The 17,092-nt window shown below is 39.1% G+C and carries 13 protein-coding genes and 1 pseudogene; all 14 read right to left on the bottom strand.

Translation table 11 applies throughout. The features are described from left to right. Positions 1 to 74: 74 nt before the first annotated feature. The 14 genes and pseudogenes from CER18_RS04965 to CER18_RS04895 all read right to left on the bottom strand — a co-directional run bounded on the left by CER18_RS04965 (position 75) and on the right by CER18_RS04895 (position 17,090). Positions 75 to 929: a BID domain-containing T4SS effector gene (locus tag CER18_RS04965; protein WP_100128972.1), complete on the bottom strand. Its 855-nt coding sequence runs from the start codon at positions 927 to 929 to the stop codon at positions 75 to 77. Between the two features lie 341 nt (positions 930 to 1,270). Next, a complete protein-coding gene (locus CER18_RS04960) occupies positions 1,271 to 2,893 on the bottom strand; it encodes a BID domain-containing T4SS effector (RefSeq protein WP_245410050.1) in 1,623 nt (540 codons plus the stop codon). A gap of 308 nt (positions 2,894 to 3,201) precedes the next feature. Further along, the gene (locus tag CER18_RS04955; RefSeq protein ID WP_100128971.1) at positions 3,202 to 4,800 is read right to left on the bottom strand and encodes a BID domain-containing T4SS effector; all 1,599 of its coding nucleotides are present in this window, start codon (positions 4,798 to 4,800) and stop codon (positions 3,202 to 3,204) included. 1,618 nt (positions 4,801 to 6,418) lie between these two features. Beyond that, positions 6,419 to 6,602, bottom strand: a pseudogene (locus CER18_RS10785) (type IV secretory system conjugative DNA transfer family protein); the annotation flags it as partial. A 249-nt stretch (positions 6,603 to 6,851) separates the two neighbouring features. Further along, complete coding sequence (locus CER18_RS04935) at positions 6,852 to 8,480, bottom strand: BID domain-containing T4SS effector (RefSeq protein WP_100128967.1); 1,629 nt, start codon at positions 8,478 to 8,480, stop codon at positions 6,852 to 6,854. Between the two features lie 260 nt (positions 8,481 to 8,740). Beyond that, a complete protein-coding gene (locus CER18_RS10270; RefSeq protein ID WP_210199634.1) occupies positions 8,741 to 8,917 on the bottom strand; it encodes a hypothetical protein in 177 nt (58 codons plus the stop codon). 105 nt (positions 8,918 to 9,022) lie between these two features. Then, positions 9,023 to 10,942: a Ti-type conjugative transfer system protein TraG gene (gene traG, locus CER18_RS04930; RefSeq protein WP_100128966.1), complete on the bottom strand. Its 1,920-nt coding sequence runs from the start codon at positions 10,940 to 10,942 to the stop codon at positions 9,023 to 9,025. 148 nt (positions 10,943 to 11,090) lie between these two features. Then, a complete protein-coding gene (locus CER18_RS04925; protein WP_100128965.1) occupies positions 11,091 to 12,731 on the bottom strand; it encodes a BID domain-containing T4SS effector in 1,641 nt (546 codons plus the stop codon). Positions 12,732 to 12,741: 10 nt separating this feature from the next. Further along, the gene (locus CER18_RS04920; RefSeq protein ID WP_100128964.1) at positions 12,742 to 12,948 is read right to left on the bottom strand and encodes an antitoxin VbhA family protein; all 207 of its coding nucleotides are present in this window, start codon (positions 12,946 to 12,948) and stop codon (positions 12,742 to 12,744) included. 68 nt (positions 12,949 to 13,016) lie between these two features. Next, positions 13,017 to 14,087: a P-type DNA transfer ATPase VirB11 gene (gene virB11 / locus CER18_RS04915; protein ID WP_100128963.1), complete on the bottom strand. Its 1,071-nt coding sequence runs from the start codon at positions 14,085 to 14,087 to the stop codon at positions 13,017 to 13,019. Then, positions 14,084 to 15,262, bottom strand: coding sequence for a type IV secretion system protein VirB10 (gene virB10, locus CER18_RS04910; RefSeq protein ID WP_100128962.1), 1,179 nt, complete (start codon positions 15,260 to 15,262; stop codon positions 14,084 to 14,086). The genes virB11 and virB10 overlap by 4 nt, the downstream gene beginning before the upstream one ends. Beyond that, positions 15,255 to 16,121, bottom strand: a complete 867-nt coding sequence (gene virB9 / locus CER18_RS04905; protein ID WP_100128961.1) for a P-type conjugative transfer protein VirB9 — start codon at positions 16,119 to 16,121, stop codon at positions 15,255 to 15,257. The genes virB10 and virB9 overlap by 8 nt, the downstream gene beginning before the upstream one ends. Then, the gene (locus CER18_RS04900) at positions 16,118 to 16,822 is read right to left on the bottom strand and encodes a virB8 family protein (protein WP_208439244.1); all 705 of its coding nucleotides are present in this window, start codon (positions 16,820 to 16,822) and stop codon (positions 16,118 to 16,120) included. The genes virB9 and CER18_RS04900 overlap by 4 nt, the downstream gene beginning before the upstream one ends. After that, positions 16,776 to 17,090, bottom strand: a complete 315-nt coding sequence (locus CER18_RS04895) for a type IV secretion system protein VirB7 (RefSeq protein ID WP_100128959.1) — start codon at positions 17,088 to 17,090, stop codon at positions 16,776 to 16,778. Before CER18_RS04895 ends, CER18_RS04900 begins: the two co-directional genes overlap by 47 nt. Between the last annotated feature and the right edge of the window lie 2 nt (positions 17,091 to 17,092).

The raw sequence follows: 17,092 nt of genomic DNA, 5'->3' as shown, positions 1-17,092 counted from the left end.
GATTTGCGCCAAAAAACTCTATAAAAAAAGATTATATAAAAACAAAAATTATCTGTTTTTATATTTATGCCCCCTTACATGGCATAAGCCATACCTTTGCCTTGCTCATGTCTGCGTTGGTGCTGGCTTTGCTCCGGACTATTTTGTTCTTGTCCTCTTTCGTGACGATGATGGCGATGATGATGATCATGATGGTGGTGATGGCCCCTTTCAGCTTCCCGAGAATTTTCTTGATGGCGTCGTTGCTCCGCTATAGGAGTTTGTGATAGTCTTGTTGTTGCGTCTTGTACAGCTTTTGTATAATCATCAATGGCGTTAATAAGTGGTCCAAAACCGTTTTCAGCTTCTCTGCGTGTTTGATTTTTTATGCCAAGTGTGGTGCGACCAGCGAGCTTGTGCATAGATTCAGGATCTTCAGCAAGTTTATCTGAAAGCTCTTTTCCTTTACCGGGATTTGTAAGTATGTCTTGCAAATGTTTTTGGAAAATATTGTCTTTCCCATAAACAGTTGTACTCCAATGGATCACTTCTTCTGCGCGTGCTTGGACCTGTGGATTTTTTAAAAGCATGACACTTATTTGCTCAGCTGTGAGGGAGGAGCTTCCTCTTTGTTGTGGAGCAAGCTCTGCGTAATCGGTTTCAGGACCCTCACTCCTTTGACCATGGTGTCTCCCTCTTGAAGGAGAAACGCTGTTCACTGATGCGTATAGAACTTCCTCTTGACGTTTTGAGGGAGCAACCTCCGTGTAATCGGTTTCAGTTTCTTGCAGCCTTTGATTATGGTGTCTCCCTCTTGAAGGAGAGTCAACGCTGCTAACGGTTGCGTATACCAGCTCTTCTTCTTGGTTTGGTCTGCGCTGGTTTCCTCTATTTTGTTTATTAACTTGTGCATAGACAGGCTCTTGGTTTTGTGGGTGACTTTTTTTCATGGCTGTTTCCTTTCAATATTTTTAGAAAACCTCTTTGGTGCATTCCCCACTTTTAGTTTTGATAACCTTTATATAAAGGAAGATATCCAACCGAATGACCTCCAAAGATTTCGCGCTATTCATATTGATATGTAATGGATATTTGTGTCTTTTATACAGTTTTTTTATGAAATCTTATCAATAAGTTATAATAAATTACAGGATTCATTTTTAGGACTATTTTTTGTAACATTCTGAAACAGCTCTTGGTGCAATCACAATAAAACGATTTGCACCAAGAGATTCTGTGAAAAAGAGATTACATAAAGACAAAAATAATCTGTTTTTATGTTTATGCCCCCTTACATGGCAAAAGCCATTCCTCTATTCTCCTCATGTCTTTGTCGTTGAGGGCTGCGTTCTGGACTGTCTGAGTTTCGTCCTCTTGCGTGATGATGATGGTGGTGGTGGCGATGCCTGTGTTCTGTGTCTCTTTCTGGACTTTCTTGTCTTTGATCTCTTTCCTGTTCACGTGTAAACTCTTTATGGAGCTTTTGTACTTTATGGATATGTCTCTCAAGAGCTGAGCAAAGAGGAGAAAAACCATCTTCAGCGGCTTTGCGATCGGAGCTTTTTACGCCAAGGATTTGCCGACCAGCAAGCTTACCAGCGCTTTCAGGATGTTCTGCAAGGCTCCATAAAATTTCCTCTGCATTTTGAGGATCGTCAAGAATCTTAGCAAGTTGTTGATTCAGGGCATGTTGGTTACCATAAACAGTTTTGCACCACGTTTGGACTTCTGTTACACTACCTTGAAAGCCTTCATCTTGTAATAATTTTGTCGTAACGACATCTTTTGGGCTTCTTGGAGGAGGTGTTGTTGCTCTACCAACACCTTCGTAAAGGGGATTTTCCATTTGTTGGATTTCTTGACCGCCTTCAGCGCCCATGCCAACAGTTGCATAGACAGATTCTATCGGTTTATGAGTAGAGCGTCCACCATTTTCACCAAAGTCAAGATCTGCATAGAGATGTTCTTCTGGTTTTTGGGGATGTCGTATATCCTGAGTGCTTCCACCAGGTGAGTCATAGAGGGGGTTTATTCGCTGTTCGGACTCTGTCTCACCCGTTGTCAGATTAAAGACGGCATAGGGATCTGCGAGTCTGCTAGCACGCCGCCCATTACTTGGTGTCCCACCAAGTCTGTCATAAGGATTGCCGATTGGTCTTTGGGGGGCATAGGCAGTCTCTTGTAGTGGATCTTGGGGGGCATAGGTGCTTTCTGCTTGTTGAGGAGGAGGGGGCGTATCATAATCACTAGGGGACAGGCTTCTGTTAGATTCTCTGGGCTTTTTGCTTTGTATTTCTTCTGAACTTAGTATGCGCGGACCTCCTCTTTTGCGTGATTTATCTACTTTTGCGTAGAGATTTTCTGGGTTTTGGGGAGAGCGCCCACCTTCAGCACCCCCACCTTCCACACCCATGCCAACAGTTGCATAGACAGATTCTACAGGTTTATGGGGAGAGCGTCCATTTGGACCGAAGTCAAGCTCTGCATAGAGATGTTGCTCTGAGCTTTGTGGTTGTCTCACATCCTGAGTGCTTCCGCTTGGTGAGTCGTAGAGGGGATTTATGCGCTGTTCGGACTCTGTCTCACCCGTTGCCAGATTAAAGACGGCATAAGGATCTGCGAGTCTTCTAGCACGCCGCCCATTACTTGGCGTCCCACCAAGTCTGTCATAGGGATTTCCAATTGGTCTTTGGGGGGCATAGGCAGTTTCTTGTAGTGGGCCTTGGGGGGTATAGATGCTTTCTGCTTGTTTTTGAGAAGTGGGCGTATCATAGTCACTAGGGGACTGACTTCTAGCATTTGCTTGCATTCCTTCTGGGCTTGGTGTGCGCGGACCTCCTCTATTTTGTTTATTAACTTGAGCGTAGAGAGCCTCTGGATTCTGGGGGGTTGGTTGTGGGTGGTTTTTTTTCATGGCTGTTTCCTTTCAATATTTTAGAAAACCTCTCTGGAACATTCCCCACTTTTTGATATCTTTGTAAGACAAAAGAAGAATATCAAACTGAATGCCCCAAAGATTTCGCGCTATTCATACTGATATGTAATGGAGATTTATGTCTTTTATACAGTTTTTTTATGAAATCTTATCAATAAGTTATAATAAATTACAGGATCCATTTTTAGGACTATTTTTTGTAGCATTCTAAAACAATTTGCTGGTGCAAGCGCGATGAAATGATTGAGCCTAAGAGTTTTGTTGGAAGGCAAAAGGCGGGCACCTTTTTAACCGGTAAGAGCCAGCGATGAGGAACGACTAACTTTCAAGCTGCGGGCTTGACATTGTGCTTCTTTGGTATTCTTCACAGTTTGTGCAATTTCTTTTGCTTTGCTTTCTGATGTACCAAGAAGGCACGCTAATCTTGTATGATCTTTTTCGTGTATGGCTTTACGATCTTCTGAGGAGAGACGATTTTGTAGTTGGCGTGAAAAAGTATGGAGTTTTTGTCGTAGTGCTGGAGAATGTAATAAAGCTTCCCTTTGTTGTTCTTCTGGTAAGGCAAAAAGGTCTTGTAAATTTTTTTCAGGTTTTTCGATCTCGTGGCTCAGGCGATTTTGTTCTCTTTGGTGTTGGTTTAGAATTTCATCTTTTGTTTGTTGGGTTATTTTGCCATAATTTTTAAGGGCTTGGCAGAGTTGTGGAACGGTCTGTTCCGCATGCTTGCGATTTGGACTTTTCATGCCAAGAGTTTTTGTCCCTGCAAATTTAGAAATTGATTGAGGGTTTTCTAAAATTTCATCGGCAAACTGATCTCCTAAGTTTGGAGCTGTCGTTACGATATCCAATTTTGTCTTTAAGGCTTGGGTTTTACCATAAACAATCTTTGATAAATTTTCGATTTCTTTTCGGCTTGCTTCAACATGAGCATCATTTGAAGTTCTTTCAAATAACTGGTCATGGGTGAGAGGTGCTAATGTTTCTTTTGGGATCAATATTTCTTTCACACTTTGAATGTTGGACTTTTGAAAGCAGAAGCGGTCGCCATTCTGTAATGTTTTGATCTGTTCTAGCAAAAGATCATCTTTGTGCCCGACGACGAAAGCTCCATCTACTTCCATAACAAAGCCTTCTGCTGAAAAACCTCTAAAGATGCCTTCATAGGATAAACCTTCTTTTGCTGCAACAACAACATGATTGTTAATTTCATCCAGTCCAGATTCTCTCATTTGGGAGATGAATTCTCTTAAAACAAGGGATTTTTGCGGATGGGTGATATCTTCAAAAAGATCTTTCATCGGTTGGGGATTGCCATATTGCATCGCTTCAATGCTGGCCGTTGTCATGCGTCCTTTTGTGATGAAAGAAAAGTCAATCTTATGGCCAGCTGCTTGTCCAAGTTTTTCCATAAACATCCGGTTGACGCGCCCATTGCCTTTTCTAAAAGGGTGTGCGTGCTCGAGTGCCATAAAAACGTCAGCGGCACTTTCAGCAAATTCTTGGCGCGATAAGCCTTTTAAATTGTTCTTCTCGCTTAGTATTTTTTCAAGTTGTTTAAGTTCTTTTTTAATCTGTGATCCAACAGCAAAAGGAGTTTCATAACCTTTAGGACGCATTGCTGGCATATGAGCAGTGGTGCCATCTTCAAATGTAAAGGTTGTATCGCGGGTTTGTCCTGCCCATTCAAAGGTTTTGTAGAAGAGGCTCCAGTGGATTAAGCTTAGATAGGCGGCATCAAATTTTTGTGGGGGTGGTTCATGGCGAAAATTTTCGGCCTCTTTCGCGGTATCATGGGCACTGCGTTCATACAGTTTTTTTGGGTCTTTGATGCCATATTTATTTTTGAGTGTTGTGGTTCCTTTATATAGATAATTTTGCTCTAACATATAGTCTCTCCTTAAGGAAAATAGGGGGATGGTTGATGTGCGCTTTAAACGCGGTATGTTGAAAATTCCCCTTTGCATATTCTTTTGAGATTTTGGGTGTGATGAAAGGGAGCATTTTTCTCTCAAGTGTGCGGGTGTTAATGGTTGTATCAACCGTTTTGTGAGGTTTTTGAAAGGCTTTTGGTGTGAGAGGTGAAAAATGATCTGTTATGATTGTTTTCATGTCTATTTCTTCTTTTTATTTATTTTAGTTTTTCTGATGTTTCCTTTTGTTTATAATCCTGTTGTGCTGTAAAATACTGATATTTAAGACGGTGATATGAATTAAGGATTCACAAAAGACGGATTTTTGATAAATCGATTCTGGGTAAAATTTTCATCCTTTGAGGTGAGGGGAAGATGTCAAAAAGAAAAATATTGTTTGAGATTTTTGCTGCTTTGCTTTTAGTCAAATTTTTTGCAAGAACGCTTTGATGAAGGGCTTGGATATGGCGGAGGGCATTGCTCTTGGTTGTCGGATGGCTTTTGAACGTTTCATACATAATGTTCAGGGGGTGAAGTCTCTGGATAAAAGCAGTTATCAAGAATTTTTCTCCATTATGTTTTTCTTATTGGTCTATGTGGACATCTTGTTTGTATATTGTTTACACCAAAATGTGTTTTTAATTTATGTTGTTGCTTTCAGCTCCATAAGAGCGATAAGTCTTTCTTTGGTGAGAGAGAAAGGCGTTTTTTCAGCGACTTCTTGTTAAAGTAGAACACGCGATGATATCGTAAAGGGGCAAAACATTGTATAAGAATGATTTATTCATTTTGGTGTCTATCTTGAATGTTTTTTGGGGGGGAGAAAATCGGTGTTTGTCGTGCGTTGGGGTGAGAGCTTCTTATCTTAAAGGCAAATCTTTTGTTGATTGATTATGTTTTTTAATGGAAGCACGCTCTTTACGTAAAATAGAATACCATTGTATTGCATCTTCACAGGTTTGTTTTTAAGAAATATCTTTGAATACACCTATTTGGTGAGGATGATTGTGGATGGTATAACGGTAAAGCCTCCCATGAAGTGTGTAAAATCTATTGAGCATTCCCATTTTTATGCTTTATAAACAAGCCGATATCCTCACACACTTTGAGTGCCCAATGTTTCGGACAAGACCTTAGGCTTTGAGGCGGTTCATGAAAAGATATGTCTTTCTTGTACAGTTTTACTCTATATGAGACTCCGCTTGTAATTTGCAAGCGACAGGATTGTGATTGATTCAACACAACATGGAACAGATTTGAAATGAGAAAATCTTACGCTATTTAAAGTTCTCATTTAACACGAAATATGAATTATTATTATAAATCAATGTATTATATATGAAAAGCTTTGTAGGGATGTGTTTCTTTTCCAAGTGGCAATATTGGTGTTGCTATTGGTTGGGTGTATGGGCGTTTTGTATAAAGACTTTTTAAAGACCATGGGTGCTGATAAAACGATGCACAAAATATAAAAGAGAAAATTACGGATTTTTTGCTTCTGTTTTTTTTGTATGTGGGCGGGAGGATTTTTTGTTCATAGGCTTTTTTAAACAGGAATGTATGTTTTTTGTTGTTATTTTTTGTCAGTATCTCATCATGGGGGGCGTTTTTTTTGTGGGGAAAAGCGGTTTTTTTGCAGCTGTGGCTAACATTTCTTTTCTTCTGAAAAGATGTCCCCTCCACATCGCAAAGGGGGAGTCTTACATCAGAATAATTGGTTCATCTTGACGCATTTCTCGAATAACTTCGTGGGATAAAATGAGCGTTCTTTTAAAATATTCATATAATCACGAAGATCCACTTCATCTAAGACAAACAAAATAGGCTTTTGTCGTTTTCGTTAGTGGTAATTGTGACATTTAAAAAGAATTAATAATTATCCTGTCCAATTGCTCTGGATATGGTGTATATGCCATTTACAAAATTGGTGGTAGGGCGCTTAAGTAATTTGTTCTTTGCATGTATGATAAGAATATTAAAATATTTCTTCTACATGGGGGTAAATCAAAAAACAAAGTTTTATTTTTTTAGCTGGCCATAGCAAGTGCATTTGAGCGATTTTGTGTGCGTGTGTATAATTGGCTATGAGCGTTTCTTGCTTTTTGAACAGTGTCGGTAATTTCTCGTGCTTTCTGTTCTGATATACCAATACTTTGTGCAAGTGTTTCATAATCTTTGTTTGTGATCGCACTCCATTCGTTTGATAAGAGACGGTGCTCTAAGCAGCATATAAAAGTACGGAGTTCTTTGTATAATTGAGGAAATTGAGACAAGATTTCTCTTTGTTGTTCCGGTGATAAAGCAAAAATATTTTGTAAGTTTTGACTGGGTTTTTCTACTGCTTTTCCAAGGTGTTCTTGTTTAATTTTATGGTCTCGAGTGATTAAATGATACGTACGTTCTACAATATCCCCATAATTTGCAACTGCAGTAGAGAGCGCATCAAGATGATTTCGAGCGTTTACACGTGCCGGATTTTGTAGACCGCATATACTAAGACCTGCAAGAGGAAAAATAGAGTGTGGTGTCTGTTTAATCTGATCAGCAAGCTGTTGGCTTAATTCTGGATTTTCAATAATCTCTTCTATCTGTTCGTTTAATGTGTTTGCGTCACCATAAACAGCTTTTGCGCATTGCCGAATTTGCTTTTGAGCTGCGAGGACATGGGCTGTTTGCGTAACCATTTTGGCACATTCACTTTTTGTGAGAGGCGCTAATGTCTCTTTTGGGATGAGTATGTTCTCAAGCTCTTTGCTGTTGGGGGCGGTAAAGGTAATGGTATCACCGAGTTTTAATGATTTTAATCGTTCTGGTGTAAGATCATCTTTATCACCAATGACCAAAGTTCCTTGCATGTCGATTACAAAACATTCTGAATAACAACCTTTATAAGTTCCCATATAGGTTTCTCCTGCCTTTGTTGCCATAACAAGGCGATCATCCACGTTTCCTCCCGTATTGTTTATGTGGTTCATAAATTCTTTTAAAAGACGTATTTTGGGGGGATTGGAGATATCTTCAAAAAGATCTTTCAACGGTTGTGTATTGTTATATTGCATTGCTTCGCTACAGGCAGCCATCATACGTTTTTGTGTGGCAAGCGAAAAGTCAAGCTGATGTCCTGCAGCTTTGGCAAGCCTTTCAAAAAATACTTGTTCTGTGTGTTCATTGCCATCTATGAATGGATGGATTTTGTGAAGAGAATGAAATAGACTTGTTGCTTCCTTGACAAATTCTGTGCGTGTTAAACCTTGCAAATTGTCTTTTTCGACAAGCGTTTGATCTAATTTTTGTAAGAGTTCAGGAATTTTTTCACCGGTTGCAAAATTATTGCCCCATTCCATTCTTTTCATTTCTGGCATGACGGCAATGATATCGTCTGTAAATGCGAAGGGGATATGGCGGAGATGTCCAGCCCATACAAAGGTATTTTTAAACAATTGTTGATGGATATGGCATAGATAAGTTGAATCAAAATATTCTGGCAGGGGTTCTGCACGTAGATTAATCATGGCTTTTTGCCTATCATGTGAGCATTTTTCCAGAAAGTATTTTAAGTCTGTTGCTCCATATATATTTTTGAGAATTTGGGTACCAAGATAGATATAATTATGGGGTGAGGGAATTCCTTTTGTTTTTTCTTTTGCTTTTGGCATTGTTACATTCCTTATAATGTTACGTTGTCCATGAGAGTGTGTTAAACTTTTTGTTTGAAAACCCCCCATGCATATTGTTTTGAGATTTTGAGCTTTGGGTGAGGGAAAAAAATTTCCTCAAATTCATAGTGTTTTTGCTTGTATCAATCCTTACCTGAGTGTTTTTTTTCTTTTACTGAGAGAGAATGGTTCATTTGGGTTGTTTTCATGCATATTGTCTTTTTATTTTTTCGTAGAAAAATTTTATCCAAGCGATTTTTCTATAAAAAAGCTGTTTTCAAAAGTTTCTTAATGGGGGTCTCAAGGTGTAGACATGATTGGTATTCATTGTTTGGTGATGGAGGGGATGTTTCATAAAAAATATTGATATTGGTGAGCAAAGCTATAAAAACACCCTTTAAGGGCTCTTTCCCCCCATATTTTTCTTGTTGTATCATGCGAAAATTCCTTATTTTTGGGCTTTTATGAAATAGAAGCTTTGCTTTTATCCTTTGATGTTGTTGTTTTTGTTGTGATGCATGGTCTCCATTAAAGGATGTTTTTTAGTTTTTCTGTGCTTTTGGAGCAAAACGGTTTTTTGCAGCTGCGGCTAACATTTCTTGTCTTCTGAAATAAATCGCTCGACCACAACGTAAAGGGGGGTGTCCTTGCATCAGAATAATTTGTTCATCTTGACGCATTTCTTGAATAACTTCGTGGGGTAAAATGAGAGCTCTTTGTTGGTAATTGATGTTGTAAGAGCTCTTTCCTAAAGATAAACCTCTTGATTTGCTCATACCGGTGACTTCAACAGTCATTTGACCACAGCGTTCTGAAATATCTTTGGCTGTTTGAAGGTCTTTAATGGCAGCATAGCTGACAAAGGAGCAGCTTTCAAACCATGAACGTGCTCCTGATTCTCCAAAGTGATTGACCAACTGTCCCGTGGATTGATAAAAGAGCATTAGGGATGTTCCGTATTTACGTCCACGATCACGCGCTTCTTCTAAAATATTCATATAGCCTAGAAGGTCCACTTCATCTAAGACAAATAAAACACGCTTTTTATAGTTACCATCTGCTATAACCATGGCATTGAGAAAGGCTCCAATAATGACACGTCCTATCGCTGGATAACTGTTTAAAATGCTGGCAGGGAGATTGAGAAAAACATCTATATTACCATTGGCAATATCTGAAGAGGCAAAATCATCGCCACAGACAAGATCTGCGTAATTGGATAAAGAAAGCCATTGGGTGTCTTTTGAGGCGGTTGTATAGACTCCTGAAAAGGTTTGCTCTGCCATTTCTGTAAAAATACCCACCATTTCGCGAATAAAAGGAGAAGGGGTTGTTTCTTGAATCATGCGTAATTGATTGACAATAGCTGTTTCTGATTGAGAGAGAATTCCACGCAATGTTTTTAAATTGCGCTCATGGTCTTCATATTCATCAGAAAATATGACATGAGCAAGAAGAGCTGTTAAAAGATTATGGGCTTGTGTCGAGAAATATTCCGCTGAAGAATTGTCTGATTTTTTATCTGTGAGAAGCAATTTGGAAAAGCTAACAATATTTGCTTCACGTTGTGTATGGGGTACGCTGTCATCTAAAAGCCAATCGATGACATTAAAACTTTTTGTTAAAAGTGAATTAGGATCGAGAACAATAACATTTCTATTGCCCATTTTTTGACGCGCAAATTTGACTATTGGGGCAACTTCTGTTGATGGATCAAGACAAATAACAGATCCAGGATAGGTTAAACACGTAGGAACCACTGTACTCGTGGTTTTATAACCACCAGAACCAGCAAAAAAAATCATATGGGTCGAACCAAAATCAAGATTAAAGGTTAGCAAAGGTACTGTTCCACCCTTGCCCCATGTTGTTTTATTGCCAGGTGCAAAGGGAATTTTGCACACATTATCTTGATCAACACGGTATCTTTCCCCCACAACAATTTGCCCATTGGCAGGAAAGATTTTTGCTGCCTCTCTTAAATTCATCCATGAGGCTTCACCAAAAACACCTTTTTTGGCACGCTTGACCTTATTTTTAGGTGGGGAGGTTGTTACGAATTGAATGATGGAAAAAAAACCACCAATGATGATACCAAAGACAATCATGGGATCCATAAATTGAAGCGCATAACTCCACGTTATTCCTTGTTGCCCAACATAGGGACTTAAACGTTTTATCTCACCCCAAATATAGTAAAGGGAAATGGTTCCAAAAAAGGCCACGGAGACAAACGTGATTATTTTACGCAGGTGTAGTTTTTGAGAGAGACTATACAACAATGAAATGGCTGCGGTTAGTGCTAAGACTAATAAAGGCTCAGAACGAAGAGTCCAATAAATTTGATTGCTCTTTAGTCCATTTGTTATCAGCAACAAAAAATAAGGGACAAGAAATATTGTTAAAGCACCTAAAGCAATTGGAGTTAAAATAAGGACCATTTGTGTCTTGGTATATTTCATTGTATTTTGCTTTCAATCCTCTTTAGAGTTTTCTGTGAAATGCTCTTTTTTCAGCTGTGTAATACTCTCTTTTTGCAAAGGCGCAGATAACGTTAATCTGTTTTTGTTTATGCGCTCTTTTCATCAAAGAGGAAGGTTTTATCCATTCTTAGCTGGCCATAGCGAGCACATTTGAACGGTTGATTGTGTGTGCGTAGGCTTGCTGGTGCACTTCTTTAGCTTGCTTAACGGTTTGTGCAATTTTTTGGGCTTTATTTTCTGATATACCCATGCTTTGAGCCAATGTTTCATACGCATTATTTTTGACAGCTTTATGTTCAGTTGCTGAGAGACGGCTATTGATGTTTTTTACAAGATTGTTCAGCTCTTTTTGAAGTTCAGGATTTTTTGCTAAAGCTTCTTGCTGTAATTCTTTTGGCAAGGTGAAGAGATCTTGTAAACCTTTACTTGGCATTTCTACTGTTTTTGCACGGCGACTTTGTTCTGTAGCATGTTCTTGTGTAATTTCTTTCTCCGCATGTTTTACAGCATGGGCGAAATTTGCAACAGCACTACAGAGCATCTCAAGATGATTTTTAGCGTTTGCGCGTGCCTGATTTTGGAGTCCACATAAACTGAAACCGGCAAGATGAGCAACAGAATTCGGTGCCTTTTCAATCTGCTCTGCAAGCTGCTGACCTAAGGCTGGATTTTTAATAATCGCGACCATCTGTTTGTCTAATGTTTTTTCGTTGCCATAAACAGTTTTTGATAATTTTTGAATTTGGTCTCGAGTTGTGTGGACACGGGCATCTTCTGCAATGAGTTCGGCTTTTTCATCTTTTGTCAAAGGAGCTAATGTTTCTTTAGGAATGAGCGTTTGTTCAAGCTCTTGGGTTTTGGGAGCTGTAAAGGTAAATCTATCACCAGGTTTTAATGTTTTGAGTTGTTCTGGTGTGAGATGTTCTTTATTGCCGATGATGTAAGCGCCTTTCACATTGAAAGCAAAGCTATTAAGACCCGCACCCCTATAGGTTCCTGTGTACGTTTCACCTTCTTTGGTGACCATAACAGGACGATCATTAATATTGCGTCCGAGATTCTTCATGTTATCCATAAATTCCTGTAAAAGGCATATCTTTTCTGGATTGGAAATATCTTCAAATAGATGTTGCATCGGTTCTAGATTGTCATTTTGTATTGCAGCGACACTAGCAACCAACATGCGTTCTTTTGTAACAAGTGAAAAGTTAAGCTGATGCCCTGCTGCTTGAGCAAGCTTTTCAAAAAAGAAGTGTATTGTATGTTCATTCCCATCTATGAATGGGCGTATATTTTTGAGAGAGACAAAGAGTGGTACGGCTTCTAAAATAAAATCTTCGCGCGTTAAGCTTCTCAAATCGTTTTTTTCTGCAAGTGTTTTATTTAATGTTTGTAAACCTTTTTCAATCTCATCATCATTTGCAAAAACACTGTTCCATTCCGCCCTTTTCATCTTTGGCATGACGGCAACGCTTGAGTCTAAAAATGTAAAGGGGACATTGCGAGTCTGTCCTGCCCATTCAAAGGTATTTTCGAATAGACATTGATGAATAGAGCATAGATAGGAGCTATCAAATTTTTCTGGTAGGGGGGCTTCACGCAGATTAATCATCGCTTTAGCTGAATCATGCGCACATTTTGCAGTAAAAGCCTCGAGGTTTGTTATTCCATATTTATTTTTGAGTGTTGTGCTTTTAGGATACATATAATGTTCAGGGGAAGGCACTGTGGATGTCACATTTGCTTTTTTAAATTTTGCTTTTGGCATTGTTACCTCCTTATAATTTAGCGTTATCCATCAGAGTGTTAAATTCCTCGAGTGAAATATTTCCTCTCGCATATTTTTCTAAAATTTTGAGCGTTGTGGAATGAAGCTTTATTCCCTCTATCGCATGGGTGTTGATGGCAGCATCAACGGTTTGGCGGCGTTTTTTAAATTCTTCTGCTGTCATTGATAAAAGGTTTTCTGTCGTCTTTGTCAGCATTTATTCTTCCTTTCCAGATTTTCAATAATTGCTTTAAACAAGCCTTTTTTAGCAGGCGTGATTTATTTTTAGTTTCCCCCAAAGATGTTTCGTTGTTTGAAGGGATCATAATAAATTTCTGTGACCTTAAATTTTCCTTCAACCCGTTTGCATTGGATGATGATATCAATCATTGAAATCAATAGACCTCGAATGTCATCACGCTCTAAATCACTTCCTCCATCACTTTCTTTGACCAAAAGGGTCATTTGCTCAAAGGCAGCAAGAGCTGTTGAGGCATGAACCGTCGTAATGGAACCTGGATGGCCTGAATTGACATTGCGGATATAATAAAAGGCTGTACCATCTCGAAGTTCTTGCAAAAGAATACGATCAGGGCGCATCCGTAAAGATGATTCAAGCAATTCTTTGGGGCCAACAGAAGCTAAACCTTGTCTATCTTTTGAATAGATCATCGAGACATGGTTAGGGTGCGGTATTACCAATTCTTGTGTGTCTTCAATGGTGATAATACGCTCATCTTGAGGAATTTTGGCAATTAATGCTTTTGATAATGTTGTTTTTCCCGAACCAGTCTTTCCCGCAATCAAAATATTTTTTTGGCATTTTACAGCCTGATTTAAAAAGGAGACAAAGTCTTTATTGCAGTAGGCATTGGCTAAATCATACTCGATGATTTTGAGTTCATTAAAACGCGTATGATAATCATTCAATGGCGTGAAAGATACCTGCTCACATAGCGAGAAGAGACCTTTATTAGCAAGCTCTTCGAGAGAAAAGCTCTGCGATGATGGTTTACGAATTGTCATACTAATTGTGTCTTTTTCAACAGCTGGTGGAATGACAATTTGAATGCGTTCATTGCCTGGGAGAGTAGCCGATAATATTGGATTCTTGTCTGATATATTTTGCTTGGAATAGGATGCGACAACTTTCGCAATCCCCATAAGCTCATTAAAAGAGAGAGCCGGTGCTTCTATTGTTTTCCATCCATCTATCCCTTCCGTCATCACTTGATAGGGACGATTGATAACAATTTCAAAAAGGCTTTCATCTTTCAAAAAAGCACTGATGGGTTCAAGTTTTGTGAGAACAATAGCGACGGTTTCATCGCTCATGGTGTGTAAGGTTTGGTTCATTCTAAAGGTATCGCAGAATTTTTGTAAAAGTTTCTTGAAACAGCTCGATTGATAATCTGTTTTTTGTTTTCGATGACTTTCAATTTATAAACGCCAGAAAAATCTAAATCGCGGGCAACAAAAACATTTACCATTTCTCCTTGGTTTTTGGATAATGTTGGAGGAATATTGGCGTAATTTTCGACAATAATATTTGCAATGTTTTGTCCTGAAGAGATTGTTTCATTCTCTTCTTTGTCTTGTTTTTTCGATAAACGTTTATTGGCATAGCTTGTTGCATCTTTTATCAGGGATACAAGAAGTGCAGATCCAATTCTCTCTAACCAATGATTATCGATATCACCATCAATACCAGAGCGTCCTAAACTATCTGTTGCCGGTGAAGCTAAGGATATAATGATACCATTGGGCGTTTTTGCTCTATTCCATAGCACAAAGAGACGTTTTTGGCCTTTTTTTAATCCGGCGCGATATTCACCAACAATTTGGGTGCCTTTATCAAGAAGCACAACACGACCATTGTCTGATAAAATATCTCTGGAGACGATACAACTGGCAAAACCTTGTTGATCACTGTTGATGGCTGTTTCTAAGATACAAGGGATAGAAGTTCCCATCGTGATGATATAATTTCGATTGCCAAGGGTTGAAGCACGAATACCTTCAAGCATTGTGGGTTTGAGAAGATGATTAAAGCGTTGTGTTGTTTCATCAGGCTTGCTTTCCAGTTGGTGCGGCAAAGTGTTCTTGTTGGTTTGTGAATCTGTTTTGCTTTGTTGTGCATTCGCATAAGCTAATACAGGAGCACGTTGTGCTGCTTCCAACAGAGAATCATCAGAATTTAATTGATTGATCTTGGGTGTTGGTAGCTCGACTTTGGGTAACAGAGCGTTATTGCGGTGCTTTTGTTCAAGGGTGGGAGGCGTTGGCGGTGCAGGGCGGAAAAGTTCTGTTTGTTTGATAACTTTTGCTTCTTTTAAAGATTCAATCGGTTGCTTTTTCTCTATCGGTTGTTTTTTGTCTGTGACAAGCGTTGAATAGGCTAAATAAAGACAAACACTGAAAAGAATAACAAGGGCGATTGCTTTGCCTACATTATTCTGTTGACTTTTCCCTTGAGCATTTTTTATGGTATCGCGATCATTAATGTTTTTTTCATCCACGGCGTTATTCATGGCTGTTTCCTATGTTCACTTTACGTTGTACAGATGGTGATGTCGTTCCCGTTTCAGGATTAATTCCTTCTGGGGTGAACCTTTTATTAAAGATGCACAATACTTCATTCCCACGCCGTAGCGTGAATTGTGCCGCTGTCGCATGAACAATGACTTTGTTGCCTTTAATTGATTTTGGAATAAGGGATTCTTGCCCATCAGGCGTTACAAGGTAAATGGTGGGGATTTCAACATTGCCTAAAAAGGTAAAGGTTGTTGTTTTCCCATTATCATAGACAGAAGCAGGTTCAATAAGGGATGAACCTTGGGCTTCATAAGCCCAATTGCGTGGTCCAAAATCTTCATGGATATTTAAAATATCATTGACAAAGTTTTCTTCACGTTGTTCAGCTTTTGCAGCTTCGGCTAATTTCTTACGCAAGGCTTCATCTTCTGGATAACGAAACTTGACCAAAAAATAGGTCTCATTGCCGGCTGAAACCTCGCCTTCACGGATTTGCAGCTCAAACTGATATGACCGCTTTGTTCCATCTTGGCGGCTTGTGACGATTTGTAAATTGGTTACAGGTTGGACTTCACGCGGTTTGAGAAAAACAAAGTGGCCAGCCGGTGCAACTTGCCAAGCAACGGAATTTCCAATTCCTACATAGGTTACTTCTTCGTCATCAGCAAATTCCAGCTGAACGGAAGAGCGAATGGAGCCAATGATTTGTACGACGTTGTAAGGATCATAATTGACAAATCTGATGCGGTTATCTTTACGTGCACTGACCGGTGCTGTTTCTGCAAATGAGAGGACTGTATGAAAGCTGAAAGTGATCGTAAAAATTAAAAAGATTGTTTGTAAAAGTCTGATCATTTTATCACCTCTGGATCAGATCTGTATTCCGATACTTGAAAACCAAGTGGGTTGATGAGACGATCAGATGTTGAAATGTGTGCGTTTACGTAGGAAAAATTTAAGATTGAAATCCAATGGGAAATACTTTCTTTTTCATTAAAATCTCTGACCGTTTTATAGTAACGAACTTGGATAAGATCTTTGCTTATAAAAGAGATTGATTTGATTGTGATCGTTGCGATCATGTTATGATAAATATTTTGTGGACTTTCTGGATTATTGCCTGCATACCATTTTGCAAAACGGTTTTGTTCTTTTGGAGAAGATAAAAGAGAGACTAAGCGAAAATTGTTTTCTGCTTCTGATGCTTGAAAACCTTCACGAGCACGGACATATTGTCCAGCAAAATAACGCGTTATCGCTTCATCATAGTCATTAGGAGATTCTTTTAGGGCGCTTACAGTATCAATGATGCCTGTTGAATTATCAACGCGGATAACAAAAGGCTCTACCGTTTTCAAAGGTGTTAAAGCTGCGATAGCCAAAGCGAGCGCAATCGTCATCAGTCCAAAAAGCACAGTTAATGCCATGGAAATTTTCATCCGCACGCGCATGCTATGCATGCGGTCAATGTCAAATGAGCGTGCTTCTTTTATATATTCTTCAAGGGCATCACTTTTCACGCGTAACCTCCATAGTTTTATCAGAACGTACTTCATGAATGACCGGCTTTAATAAAGTTGGATTAAGCGCCGAGTTTACGGTTGCTTTTTCACTCTCCAAAGTATTAAGAATGATGGGAGTGGTAACAGGCTTTACGGACTTTTCTGGATGGACAATATTTTTATTTTCCCAATTCCACTTGTCTTTATTTAAAGCACGTGTATGTTTTCCATTACAGCGTGGTGGTTTTGGGGAGCCACTCAAAGAGGCACAGCCGGCAAGCGCGATTGTTAGGATCATAACAAAAGTTATTTTTCGTTTCATTT

The sequence above is a fragment of the Bartonella tribocorum genome (assembly GCF_002777915.1).
GTDB classification, from domain to species: Bacteria; Pseudomonadota; Alphaproteobacteria; order Rhizobiales; family Rhizobiaceae; genus Bartonella; species Bartonella tribocorum_A.
This window is presented reverse-complemented; position numbering and strand designations above follow the sequence as displayed.

Coding starts and splice junctions, on each gene's coding strand:
- virB10 (WP_100128962.1), bottom strand. CDS start 15,262: ATGAATAACGCCGTGGATGAAAAAAACATTAATGATCGCGATACCATA.
- CER18_RS04960 (WP_245410050.1), bottom strand. CDS start 2,893: ATGAAAAAAAACCACCCACAACCAACCCCCCAGAATCCAGAGGCTCTC.
- CER18_RS04925 (WP_100128965.1), bottom strand. CDS start 12,731: ATGCCAAAAGCAAAATTTAAAAAAGCAAATGTGACATCCACAGTGCCT.
- traG (WP_100128966.1), bottom strand. CDS start 10,942: ATGAAATATACCAAGACACAAATGGTCCTTATTTTAACTCCAATTGCT.
- CER18_RS04895 (WP_100128959.1), bottom strand. CDS start 17,090: ATGAAACGAAAAATAACTTTTGTTATGATCCTAACAATCGCGCTTGCC.
- virB9 (WP_100128961.1), bottom strand. CDS start 16,121: ATGATCAGACTTTTACAAACAATCTTTTTAATTTTTACGATCACTTTC.
- CER18_RS04920 (WP_100128964.1), bottom strand. CDS start 12,948: ATGCTGACAAAGACGACAGAAAACCTTTTATCAATGACAGCAGAAGAA.
- CER18_RS04935 (WP_100128967.1), bottom strand. CDS start 8,480: ATGCCAAAAGCAAAAGAAAAAACAAAAGGAATTCCCTCACCCCATAAT.
- virB11 (WP_100128963.1), bottom strand. CDS start 14,087: ATGAACCAAACCTTACACACCATGAGCGATGAAACCGTCGCTATTGTT.
- CER18_RS04965 (WP_100128972.1), bottom strand. CDS start 929: ATGAAAAAAAGTCACCCACAAAACCAAGAGCCTGTCTATGCACAAGTT.
- CER18_RS04900 (WP_208439244.1), bottom strand. CDS start 16,822: ATGAAGTACGTTCTGATAAAACTATGGAGGTTACGCGTGAAAAGTGAT.
- CER18_RS04955 (WP_100128971.1), bottom strand. CDS start 4,800: ATGTTAGAGCAAAATTATCTATATAAAGGAACCACAACACTCAAAAAT.
- CER18_RS10270 (WP_210199634.1), bottom strand. CDS start 8,917: ATGATACAACAAGAAAAATATGGGGGGAAAGAGCCCTTAAAGGGTGTT.